This is a genomic window from Thermogemmatispora sp. (assembly GCF_019683635.1).
In the GTDB taxonomy this organism is placed as follows: Bacteria; Chloroflexota; Ktedonobacteria; order Ktedonobacterales; family Ktedonobacteraceae; genus Thermogemmatispora.
Genome location: NZ_JADGIA010000172.1, coordinates 1 through 11739, shown reverse-complemented (window position 1 = coordinate 11739; position 11739 = coordinate 1). Strand labels below are relative to the sequence as shown.

Genomic DNA, 11739 nt, shown 5'->3' with positions numbered 1-11739 from the left:
CCCCGCCCGCGCCCCCAACCCCCCCCCCCGCCCCCCCCCGCGCGGCGCGGGGGGGGCGCGCCCCCCCCCCCGGCGCAGGTAGGGAGCCACTTCTTCAGCTCGGTAGGCGCTGTCAGCAGCGCTCGCCTCGCTGGCGCGCAGACGCTCGGGACGCAAGATGACCGGCCAGCCGGCCAGAGCACAGAGCAGTTCCATGAGCCGCCGCTGCCAGCGCGTGCCTGCCCAGTCGAGGGCTACCAGGATATGCACGGGACGGGGGATCGCCCGTAAAAGCAGGCAGCCATCGTAGAGATGGTGGTAATGACGAGCGGCGACGATGACCGGGCCGCTGGCCGGCAGATGTTCGCCGCCTTCGACAACGATGCGCAAGTGGCGGCGCCAGAGCAAGAAGGCCGCTCCGGAGCGCATGACCAGGCGCGTGATGCTCTGCAGCAGGGCCTGCCCTCCCAGTCGGCTACGCTCTAGCAGCCCGTGGCCCCCCTGTTGGGCCTGCGCCAGGTGGGGAGCCAGCTCAGCGCGCTCAGATAGCCCGGTTCCAGCGGAGCCACTGCCATGTTCGTCTCCAGCGCTGCCACGGCGGCGCAGTACCAGGGCCGCTGGCAGAATGCCCAGGAACAGGCCCAGCAGTGGCGGCAGCCAGAGGCCAACGCTCAGATCGAGCACGATCGCAAAGAGGGTATTGGCGGCATAGACCCCAAAGGGGAGCCAGGCCACGCTCATCAGGCGCCGCCCTTGGAGATCGCTGCCCCAGAGCAGGCGGCTGACCCCCATATAGAGCAAACCAGTGACCGACCAGCCAACCAGGTTCTGCACGGGCATGCCGAAGTAGGCGCCGCGTACTCCCCACTGCCAGAAGTGCAGGGGGAGACGCTCGCTGGCCATCGCCGGATCAAGCGTCAGGTCCCAGACTGTCAGCAGATAGGCGCCCAGGAGGACGGCCCAGAGGCCAGGCCCTCCCAGCGGCTCGCGCCCCTGACTGCGGCGCGTGAGGAGCAGATGGGCCAGCAGGAAGGAGGAGAAGCCCATGTAGAACCACGAGAGCGGGATGGAATAGGGAACGTGGTCAAGGATCTTGAAACCCAGGAAACTATTGTATGAGTAGGGACCGAAGGGGAAGCCGGTCGAGGTTCCGAGCAGCTCCATGCTGAGAGAGATCAGCGTCGAGGCGGCGAAAAAGATCAGCGTGCGGCGCACACCGACGATGCGCAGTCCAAACAGGAGCACCGTGGCCGCCCCAAAGAGGATGTGCAGTGAACCGGCGTAGTTGATGCCGAAGCTAAAGACCGAAATCAGCAGTGGGCTAAAGCTCCACAGTTCGGGATGGGGCAGAGCAATGAGCAGCCCGGCCAGACCAAAGACGAGCGCCGCCAGATGGCAAATAAAGAGCACCTTTACGGCTTTCATGCAATACCTCCAGGAGCATTTCCACGGATGACGAGGCGTCCGCGCCAGCGATGACGACGCCGCAGGGCCTGGCGGCCCAGCTGCAGCGCCACGGCCAGGTCGCAGAGCGGAGAGAGCCAGTATGTCCACGGTGTGCGGCGATAGGCGCGACGCATACCCACCAGCGCGCCGAGACGGAGCAGGAGCAGCCCGGCATTCAGTCCCAGCGCTGCTACGGGCAGCGGGAGCGCAGCCCGCCGCCAGCGCTTGCCTCTGGCGAGCAGCGCACCAGCGAGCAGGCTTAGCAGCGGGAGAGGCAGAGCCTGAACCAGCAGCACCTCCAGCCAGCCTAGCAAGGTGTGCCAGGCCGGACTGAGATGGTCATGCAGGGGCAGGGAGCGCGTCCAGTTCTGCCAGGCTTCGCCTGCCGTGCGATACATCTCGACGGAGGCCAGGGGACCGCCCTCGACGAAGGCCAGGCGCCGCCCGGCCCGCGCCAGCAGGCGTGCTAAGGTAACATCCTCGCAGAGCGAGTGGCGTAAGGGAGCGAAGCCGCCGCCGCCGGCCAGGGCCTCGCGCTCTACTAGAAAACATTGTCCATTGGCCTGCACATGTAGCCCAGCGCCAGGCCCCTCATAAACCGAGCCTGGCATGCCGTAGCGGTAGACCAGGCTGGTCAGCAGCGAGGGATGGAGCAGGCCCAAGAGCGGTGCCGGCGGCAGATCCTGCTCTACAGCCAGGCTGAGGGCCGCCAGCCTGTCACGTCTGGCCCGAGCCAGCAGGGCCGCGACCAGGCCCGGCGCTGGCCGTACGTCGGCATCAATGGTCAGCACCCAGGGGAAGGTCGGGGGAAGCGCGCGCCAGCCCGCTTCGAGACCCCAGACCTTGCCATTCCAGCCATCGGGTATCGGGGCCGCATCGAGCAGGCGCAGACGGCGATCACGCTGGGCATAGGCACAGACCAGCTCGCGCGTGCCATCGTCGGAGCCGCCATCACTGACCAGGATCAGCCCGACCTCTGGCCCTTGAGTGAGCAAGCCCTCCAGACAGGGGGCCAGGCGCTGGCGCTCATTGAGCACCGGCAGCAGCACAGCAACGCTGGCCTGCTCGTCGGTGCGAGAGTGAGGCGAAGAAGAGGCCGGTTCCAGTCGCTGGCCTCCGGCGGTACGCAGCCAGCGGCAGATCACGCGCAGGGCCAATACCAGCTGTCCCCCAGAGAGCGCCCCCAGCGCCAGCCGGGCCATCCACAGGAGCCTACGGCTCATCGTCAAGCTTCACCTCCAGCCCGGCAGGGTCGAGCTGCTCGCCACGACGCCAGAGACGATCGAGAGTTAGGGCGAGCACGGCCTCACGCAGCTTCTCGGAGAGGGTTGTATGCGCGCGCGTGCGCAGCACATCGTAGTTGCGCTGTTCGATAGCATGGAGAATGCGCCGATAGAGGCGCCCGGCCAGCAGAATCGGCAGGCGGCGATCAGGCGGCAGGAGCCAGACACCGGGAAGGCTCTGAGCGTAGCAGAGATGAGTGCGGGCCACCTCATAGTGCATCAGCTCGCGGAAAGCCGCATCTGGTCCCTGTCCAGCATCCAGCAATTGTAACAAATGAGAGCGTGAAAGGCCAAAGCGGGCCAGATCCTCCAGAGGCAGATAGAGGCGTCCTTTACGTAGATCGCCCCCGACATCGCGCAGGATATTCGTCAGCTGCATGGCGATGCCCAGGCCCTCCGCCGCCGCCAGTGCACCCTCTGAGGTCGCGCCGAGCACGTGGGCCAGGGCCAGACCGACGGTGCCGGCCACACGATAGCAATAGGCCCGCAGGCGAGCGAAGCTGGCAAATTCGCGCGGCCAGAGGTCCCAGTGCAGCCCCTCCAGAAAATCCAGGAAGAGCGCGCCCGGCACCTCGTAGCGCTCGATCACCTGCGCCAGGCGGCTCCCCAGTGGCTCCCGAGGCGCCTCTCCCTGGCGGTCGGCTAAGAACCAGGCCCGCCAGGCACACAGCTCTTCGGCAATGGCATCCGGCACCGCCTCTGGCTCACGTTCGTCGACCAGATCGTCGAGGGTGCGGAAAAAGGCATACAGAGTCACGAACGCGGGACGTAACTCCCCGGGCAAGAAGCGGGCAGCGAAATGAAAGGTTCGCCCGTGGCGCGCAAGCAGGGCCTCCTCCTGGACTTCACTCCCTGCAGCGGGGGGTACAGAACAGAGCGAGGAGGCGCTAGCAAGCTCCCCTGGGGGTCCAGCGGACGCTGAAGACGCCCCCTCCCTCTGAAAGCTTGGTCTAACCACGCGCATAGCGGCTATCTGCTCCTCTCCAGCAGGCCCGCCCTGGCTCAGCCGACAGATGGCAGAGCAGCCGAGGGGCTTCTTTCCAGACCTGTCAGGCAGGGTAGAGATTGGCGGCAGAGAGAGCACAACTCACGCCTGCCCCTGCTCTGGTGGCTACAGCGAGGGAAAAGGCACGATAGCCTGGGGAAGTCCACAACGGCGTCAGGCCGGGCAAGCATCATGGGCATAGCGAGCGACATACGCTCCAGGTCCTTTCCATATGACGCTCCGTCCGGCCTCTTCTAGTAACAGCTCTTTGGCGCAGTGAGCCGGGGTGCAGGCTGGAGCCGGCCAGCAGACTGGGCGAGCGCGCAGCCCAGAAAAGCAAGGCTGAGAGCCAGGTGGCTCCCCCGGCTTCGCCTCATCAGGCGCCGGGAGAGCTGGGAGCAGTCGGCGCCGGCGCTAACAGCTGCAGCGTACGCTGACCGCTGGCCGCTACGTGGACAATCAGCAACCGCCCATCGCGCAACCAGAACGGAAAGAGCTGGCGGGCGCCGGCCTCGGGTTGCGGCAGTAGGATAGGTGAACCAGTGAAGATGTGCAGGTGGAGGCGACCGCCGTCGCTGTAGACCAGCGCACGCCCATCGGGCGACCAGCTCCAGCCATCCAGCTCTCCCTGCAGAGGGAGACTGAGCACGGGACGCCCGTCAGGGATGGCCAGCGTTGTCAGCAACGTATGGCCTGCCGCGTCGCGGCGCGCATAAGTGAGATGCTGGCTGTCGGGCGACCAGCCAAAGCTCGTGATGATGAAGTCACCGAGGGGCACCAGCGCTGTCACCTGGCCACTCTCGTGGCTCATCAGGTAGATGGCGCGGCCAGGGCCGTTCAAGCCCTCGCTGCTGACGAGTAAGGCCAGATAACGCCCATCGGGAGACCAGGCCAGGTGCTGAACGGTCAGGCGCAGATTCATGGTGGCCAGCAGCTGGGTCGGATGTCCCCCGCGCGTCGTTTGCCAGAGCTGCGTCTGTCCGTTCGTTCCGGTCACGTAGGTAATGCTGTTACTGCCCGTACCAGGGGTCCAGGTGGCGGCCAGGGCGACCTCGCCCAGTGGATACATGTACTGCCCGTAGGGCACGAGCGCCAGCAGCGGCTGCGTGGCTCCGGGCGGCGTGACCACCGTTACCAGGGCTGAGCCATCGGGCGACCAGGCAGCATCGTGAGCTTCGCGCATAGCCAGTAGCTGGCTCCCTACAGGATCGCTCAGGCTCGCGGTATACATCACTCCGGGATCGCGCCCATCCTGGATCACCAGGTGCTGCCCCGTGGGATCAACGGCCACCAGGTGCCCGCCCTGGGCCAGGGCTGGCGGGGCTGCCAGAACCTGCGCCACCTGGTAGCGCACTGCATTGGCTACCGGCGGCGCTGACGGCGTCCGCGGCAGGAACAGCAGCAGCACGAGCACAAGGCAGAGGAGCAGCGTCAGGGTTGCTGCCAGGGCCAGAGCCAGGCGTGGGCGGCGACTGCGCTGGCTGCGGCGCTCAGGAGCGCGAGGGGGCAGCCCGCTGAGGATGCGCGCACGGAGATCGGGAGAAAAGTGAATATGGGCCGCCTGCTCCTGCAGGGCACGCCGAATGACCTCCTCCAGTAAGACATCGTCCACAGGGGCCCGATGGTTGACTTGCTCCCGCCCCTCTGCCCCCTGCCGCCCGCGGCGCTCTGCCGACTGCGCGGGCTGACCCGTCGGCAGCTCCTCGCTTGGCTGCGGCTCGTGAGGCGCATCACTCATGCTGTTCCTCCCTCCCTGAAGCGATCTGAGACGGGGGCTGATCGGCGCCGACAGTCTCTTCCTGTGCCGCTGGCCATTCCTGGGATCTGATCTGCAGGAGGCGGCGCATCTTCTTGAGCGCCAGCTGTAGGCGCTTGCGCAGGGTGTTCTCGGCGACACCCAGCATAGCCGCAATTTCCGGCATGGTCAGCCGATGATAGTAGAAGAGGACCAGCACCACCCGCTGCTTGACAGGAAGACGCTGCAAAGCCGCCACCACATCGAGCCAGTCCTCTACCCGCCCCTCACGCAGCGACGTCTTCGGTAACAATTGTTCTTGTTCTTCGCCTGCGAGCCGCTCGCGCAAGAGAGTAGCCTGCCGGGCAAGCTGGCGCTTGAGACTGATCGCCTGGTTCACCAGGATCTTGAGCAGCCAGGAGCGCAAAAGCGCCGGGTCGCGCAAGGTTGCCATGTTTTTCCAGGCGAGAAAGAAGGTCTCCTGGACCAGATCCTTTGCTCCTTCCTCATCCTTGATTAACAAATACGCTGTACGTAAGAGCAGCCCCCCATAGGTATCAACGATGCGCGCAAAGGCCTCCTCGTCACCAGCCAGGCAACGCGCAACCAGCTCCTTTTCCCAGGAGGAGTCTTGAGTATCTTCCGTTCGATCTGCCTGATTCGCTCGCTCTGCTCGCTCCTCTTGCGACAGCGCTTCTACTCCTTCCGACCCCGTCTCTCCAGCAGGAGACCCCAACCGGCTGTCTCTTTCCACTCCAGATGGTTCCTGTGACACAATGCGTACCTCTCGTTCCTCACATGGCGGCTCCCCGGCCCCATGCCTGTCTTCCTCTTCGGTGGCTTCTCTGATCCAGGTGTTCCACTCTCAGGACGTGCAGAAGATGGCGAATGGGTAATCAGGCAGAGATGTTAGATACTGGTACCATTTTGGTAGAGACCTGACGTCTCCTGGGTTGGATCTTGCAATTCCGGGTACCTCTCTGTTCACGGCCTTCCTGGATCAGGGACGATCGCACATTTGTCCTGTTGTCTTGTCATCCTGCCTTCTCACCAGGATGAGGCGACCACAGGAGCGGTGGCTCTCGTGACTGGTGCGCGCCGGACCGCCTGGGCCTGGCGCGTACCAGTAGCCGCCGGCCTATCTACAACAAGGAGGATACTTGATGCGTAACAAAACTCTTTTGGCATTCGTGAAAGCGATCTCCGTCTTTTTAGTCACGCTGGCTTTGATACTCTGGGTGCTGCCTCTGGGACGAGCTGCCGCTCAAGGTAATGCTCTGGTGCGCGTTGTCCATGCCTCGCCGGCAGCCGGCAACGTTGATGTCTTTGTCGATGGCGGCAAGCTCTTGAGCAACTTCGCCTTCGGCACAGTCACCGACTATGTTTCTGTGGCGGCGGGACCGCACCGTATCCAGGTGGCACCGGCGGGCAAAGGCATCGATGCGGCGGTCATCAACGAGACTGTCTCGGTCGATGCGGATATGGCCTACACAGTGGCAGCGATCGGTGATAGCGCTGCGAATCTGGGCCTGCAGGCTTTTGTCGATAATAACCAGCTCAGCAGCGGCATGGCCAAGGTGCGAGTCTACCATCTCTCGCCCAATGCCGGCCCGGTCGACATTGCCACGGGCGGCAAGACGGTCATTAGCGGACTGACGTACAAGAACGCCAGCGATTATCTGAGTGTTCCGCCCGGCTCCTATACGTTCAATGTGACGGCCACGCAGGCCAATGCCACCGTACCGGTTTCGGCGACGCTGCAGAGCGGCATGGTCTACAGCGTCTTCGCTGTTGGTCTCTACAAAGGGACGCCGGCATTGAAGTTTGTGGTGGCCGCGGTGAGTGGTGTGCCGGGCATGCCCAACACGGGCAGTGATCCCAATGCCGTGCCTCAGTCGACGGCCACCCCGGCGGCCCAGCTCTGGCTCTTCGGGGTGATCTCCTTGCTGGCCCTGGCTGGTCTGGGCATCGGTGCACGGGGGATCATTGTCCGCAGGCCTCGCTCAGCGTAGCGGGGCACCAGGATACCGGCTTCGGGCAGGGCAGGATCGGAGGACGACCTGCCCTTAACCAAGCGCAAGACGGTTCAGCACTCTCTCCCCTCCTCTAATGGTGGGTGCGGCTCAGCGGGCGTTCCTCCTGAGCCGCATTCCGCCTCTTATCTGTCTGTGAAGGAGCTTTGTCCGTGCAAAGGAAGGCACAGCTTGCAGGCTATGACGGCAGCCATCTGTCTTCTGGCGTGCGCCGTTGGCGGCTCTTCCTGCTGCTGACCATGTTGGTAAGCAGTGGCCTGCTGGTGGGAGGCTGCGGCATGGCTAGCCCACCGGCGCCGGCAGTCAGTGCCAGACCGGCGGCAGATGGCAGAGTGGAACGCCCGCCCCCGGCTACCGCAGCTGCCCCTGCCACAGCGCTTACTCCGGCTCCTCCTGCTCGGCTCTTGATCCCCGCCATTGGCGTGGAGGCCGCTGTTGAGCGAGTCGGGCTGGCCGCCGATGGCACTCTGGCCACGCCGCAGCGGCGTCCCTGGGACGATGTTGGCTGGTATAGCCTCGGAGCGCTTCCAGGTCAGCAGGGCAGCGCCGTCATAGCGGGCCATCTTGACCGGCCCGGCGGCTATCCGGCGGTTTTCTGGAACCTGCACCTGCTACGACCCGGCACGCCCCTCACCGTTATTGACGAGCGCGGACAGCGCTGGCACTTTCGCGTCACTGCCGTCGCCTCTTATCCACCCGAGCAGGCGCCACTGCTGCAGATTTTTGCCGATCGCTCGGGGCACTATCTGAATCTGATCACCTGCGCCGGCTCCTGGATTCCTAGTGAGCACCAGACAACGGAGCGCCTGGTGGTCTATAGCGTGCTCCAGGGTGGCTAGCTGCCCTGAGTGCCACCGGCAGAGGCGGCTGCCGGAGCGGGAGAGGTCGCGCTCCCTTCTTCAGCAGCAGCGCGGGCCGTGGCCAGACGCGTCCGTCCAGGCAGGGTCAAAGCGAGCACGGCGACGACTAGCGCCAGCCAGAAGGTCACAAGATAGGCGTCGTTGATGCTCTGCATGAACTGCTGTGGCACCAGTGAGCCAAGCAGCTGCCCGGCGGCGGCCTTCTGGGCTGCGGCGGCTGGCAGGCCACGCATTTGCAGCACCTGGACGAGCTGCAGGAAGCGCTGACCCAGGGCGGTGGCCGCATTCTGCAGGTCGCTGCGGGCAGCATCCTGATAGGTGGTCAGCTGATGGGTGACGATGGTACCCAGCATGGCGATGCCAAAGGACTGAAAGACGTTTCGCGTGGCATTGAGGAGCGAGCTGGCTCGCGGTAGCTGGGCCGGCTTGAGACCAGTCAGGGCCACGGTCAGTGTCGTCTGCAGTGTTAAACCGAGGGCCACGCCGCGAATAGCTACCAGGACCATGATCTCGTTATAGGAGGCATCCAGGGTCAGATGGGCAAAGCCCCAGGTATTGATCGCCAGGAGCAGGCTGCCAGCGAAGATCAGCCAGCGCGGACCGATGCGGTTATAGAGCGCACCGGCCAGGGGGGTGACGATCCCCGAGCTGATGGCCAGCGGCAGGACAAGCAGACCGGCCTGCAGGGGTGTGCGTCCGCGCAGGCTTTGCAGGTAGATAGGGAGCAGGAACTCTGCGCCGAAGAGGGCGATGGTGCTCACCCAGCCGATGACGCTGGCCACTGTAAAGGTGCGGCGCGTGAAGAGGCGCAGATCGAGCAGGGGATCGCGCCGGAATAGCTCCACGACCACAAAGACGGCGAAGGTCAGCAGGCCGATGGAGAGCAGGATCAGGATGCGGGCCGAGGTCCAGCCTTCGCTAGAGCCGCGCTGAATGGCGTAGAGCAGGGTGCCAAAGCTGATGACCGCAAGCAGGATGCCGGGGACATCGAGGCGGGCCGCGGTGCCGCGCCGGCTCTCGCGCAGCCAGAAGAAGCCGATGAGCAGGCCGAGCAGGCCAACCGGAATGTTAATGAAGAAAATGTAGCGCCAGTCGAGGTACTCGACAAAGTAACCGCCGAGGACGGGGCCGCTGGCCGGGGCGACGACGAGCGGGATGCCGTAGAGGCCGAAGGCCAGACCACGCTGCTTTTCCGGGAAAGCCCCAAAGAGCAGCGAGATGCCCAGAGGACCAAGCATGCCACCGCCCAGTCCTTGCAGGGCGCGGAAGGCTACCAACCAGGGAAGCGAGGGAGCGAAGGCACAGAGCACCGAGCCGAGCACAAAGAGAAAGAGCGAGATCAGGTACATGCGCTTGATGCCGAAGCGCTCGGCCAGATAGCCAGCCAACGGCGTGATGATGCCCAGGGCCAGGACGTAGGCGGTGAGGACGCCATCGACCTGGTCGACGGGCGCCTTGAAGACATGCTGTAGTGTGGGCAGAGCCACGTTGACGGCGGTGGCGTCCAGAATCACCATGAAGGTGCCGAAGACGACCGAAAAGAGGACTTTCCAGCGATAGTTTGGATCGGCAGGCGCGGTTTCAGCCGGCTCAGCAGACGCCGTTGATGCCTGACGGTTCGCTTCCGGCTGCGGCTGGCCCGCCAGGGAGATATCTGACTCCATTGCGGAGACCTCCTTTTGCTTATCAGTTGATAAATGACGGTTACAAAAAAAGCGTGCGATCAGCGCGCCAGGCCGTAGAGGAGGACGTGCACCAGCAGGGCGGCCTGCTCGCCGGCAAGGGTTTCGCGGCGGTTCTCGGCCACAGAGGGCAGGGTCTCGCGTCCCCAGACGACAAAGCGCGACATCAGGCTCATAAAGAGATAGGCGGCCATTTTGGGATCAACGCCGCCTTCGCTGGGTGGGCGCAGCAGGCCCTGCTCCAAACCTGCGCTGAAGGTAGCAGCGATGGGTGCGATCAGGCTCTCCTCAAAGAGGGTGTGGAGCTGGGCACGTACCTCGGCTGATAGCTCATAGCGAATGTCGTGGAGCATCAAAGCCAGGTCGTGCTGGGTAGTGGTCAGCAGATAGCTGGCAACGCGACGCAGGCGCTCAGGTACGGGTTCGCTGCGGCGCACGATGCGCTCCAAGACGCCTCTGATGCGCGCCAGCTCTTCGCGAGCCATCGCCAGATAGAGGGCCTCTTTGTCGGCAAAATAGTGATAGAGAGCGGGCTGCGTGAGGCCGCAGGCTTCGGCGATCTGCCGCGTGGTGACGGCACGATAGCCGTACTCCATAAAGAGTTGCTGGGCAACCTGCAGGATAAGACGCCGGGTCTCTTCGCTCTCCTCTTCCTTGGCTCTGGCAGTGTGCGGCTGCTCCGCACGGGCGCCGCGCCGCCCTGGTCTTTTCATGCTGACTCGCTACTCCGCTGTGCTCTTCTCGATGATGTTGTTTCCTTATCAACTGATAAGGATTATATCCCGCAAGAGGAAGGAAGTCAAGGGCAGGTCAAGGGAGACAAGGGAAGGGGTCACAACTCGCTGTTGGCCGCGCTGATCATAGGGCTATGAGGAGGATGGGAAAGCAGCTCCTTCTGCGGCTACGAAGCCATAGGACGGCTCGGAGAGGTGTGAGGCACCGGTCGCAAGCAAGAGAGGGCGCATTTTTGCTCGGACCACTTTCATCACTTCCTTCCCTACCTGCCCTACTTCACCTTCGTCAGCAGACGGCAAAACTCCTACTACCAGGGCGCCTGCTCCGCCTCACGGGCGTCTCTGCCTGCCTGTAGTCGCGGTACCCCTCGCTGGCAGATAGAGACGTCCATGACGTGGTCAACCTACCGGTCGAATTAAAGCCCGTTTTTGTCTCCAGACGCCCGCTCAGGGATGCTTCTTTCAGGTAGCCGATATGACCGCCTCTGCTGCTCCCGCCATAGATTCAGCTCTTTCCCTCTCTCTCTTCCTCGGCGCTCTTTGCGCTTCTCCTCTGCTCTCCAGTATTTCCTCTTCTCATGCTCGATCAGATATCCATCCCTCAACGTCTCCCCGATCACCAGATACCGCTCCGATCACATTGGAGTCTCATGCGCCAGCCCCTCAAGATCGTCTGGCTATCGACCTCCTCCGCCCGATAGAGCCGGTAGCCCCACTGCCCATACTGCTCATCTCGGTACAGCACCGCCCCATTGCTCTCCTTGAGCCACTCCCGAGAGCTCCACGGCAGCGGCACCCTCACCCCTGGCAACGCCAGCCTCAGCCTCGCCTCCAGCTCCTCCAGCTCCTCCTCTCTGGCTGGCTCTCCAAAGCGAAAGCCCGCTTCCCAGCGGTCACCCCCTGCTAGGAGTCGCAGCCGCCCTCGCTCGTCCAGGCTCTCCCGCAGCGCTCCCATCACCTGCCTCGGATCATACCGCTGGCGATGCTCCTCAATCCGCTTGC

9 protein-coding genes and 1 pseudogene are annotated in these 11739 nt (G+C 64.1%); 2 read left to right on the top strand and 8 right to left on the bottom strand.

Annotated features, from left to right (window positions below; translation table 11 throughout):
* From IRZ31_RS16495 to IRZ31_RS16475, 5 genes are all read right to left on the bottom strand, one after another.
* Positions 1-1404 (bottom strand): carotenoid biosynthesis protein (locus IRZ31_RS16495; protein WP_297155593.1); only part of this gene is annotated, 1404 nt, incomplete at its 3' end.
* Complete coding sequence (locus IRZ31_RS16490; RefSeq protein WP_297155591.1) at positions 1401-2648, bottom strand: glycosyltransferase; 1248 nt, start codon at positions 2646-2648, stop codon at positions 1401-1403. The genes IRZ31_RS16495 and IRZ31_RS16490, both read right to left, overlap by 4 nt.
* Complete coding sequence (locus IRZ31_RS16485; protein ID WP_297155589.1) at positions 2638-3672, bottom strand: phytoene/squalene synthase family protein; 1035 nt, start codon at positions 3670-3672, stop codon at positions 2638-2640. Before IRZ31_RS16485 ends, IRZ31_RS16490 begins: the two co-directional genes overlap by 11 nt.
* 397 nt (positions 3673-4069) lie before the next feature.
* Positions 4070-5431, bottom strand: a complete 1362-nt coding sequence (locus IRZ31_RS16480; protein WP_297155587.1) for a hypothetical protein — start codon at positions 5429-5431, stop codon at positions 4070-4072.
* On the bottom strand, positions 5424-6164 hold the full coding sequence (locus IRZ31_RS16475; RefSeq protein ID WP_297155586.1) for an RNA polymerase sigma factor: 741 nt from the start codon (positions 6162-6164) through the stop codon (positions 5424-5426). The genes IRZ31_RS16480 and IRZ31_RS16475 overlap by 8 nt, the downstream gene beginning before the upstream one ends.
* A gap of 427 nt (positions 6165-6591) precedes the next feature.
* On the opposite strand from IRZ31_RS16475, the gene IRZ31_RS16470 reads away from it, so the two are divergent.
* Positions 6592-7440: a DUF4397 domain-containing protein gene (locus IRZ31_RS16470; protein ID WP_297155584.1), complete on the top strand. Its 849-nt coding sequence runs from the start codon at positions 6592-6594 to the stop codon at positions 7438-7440.
* 173 nt (positions 7441-7613) lie between these two features.
* Positions 7614-8300 (top strand): class F sortase, encoded by a 687-nt coding sequence (locus IRZ31_RS16465; RefSeq protein ID WP_297155582.1) that lies wholly within the window; start codon positions 7614-7616, stop codon positions 8298-8300.
* On the opposite strand, the gene IRZ31_RS16460 is transcribed toward IRZ31_RS16465, so the two are convergent.
* The 3 genes and pseudogenes from IRZ31_RS16460 to IRZ31_RS16450 all read right to left on the bottom strand — a co-directional run.
* The gene (locus tag IRZ31_RS16460; protein WP_297155580.1) at positions 8297-9985 is read right to left on the bottom strand and encodes a DHA2 family efflux MFS transporter permease subunit; all 1689 of its coding nucleotides are present in this window, start codon (positions 9983-9985) and stop codon (positions 8297-8299) included. The two genes, IRZ31_RS16465 and IRZ31_RS16460, sit on opposite strands and share 4 nt — an antisense overlap.
* 59 nt (positions 9986-10044) lie before the next feature.
* Positions 10045-10716, bottom strand: coding sequence for a TetR/AcrR family transcriptional regulator (locus IRZ31_RS16455; protein WP_297155578.1), 672 nt, complete (start codon positions 10714-10716; stop codon positions 10045-10047).
* Positions 10717-11353: 637 nt separating this feature from the next.
* Positions 11354-11739 (bottom strand): annotated as a pseudogene (locus tag IRZ31_RS16450) (hypothetical protein); the annotation flags it as partial.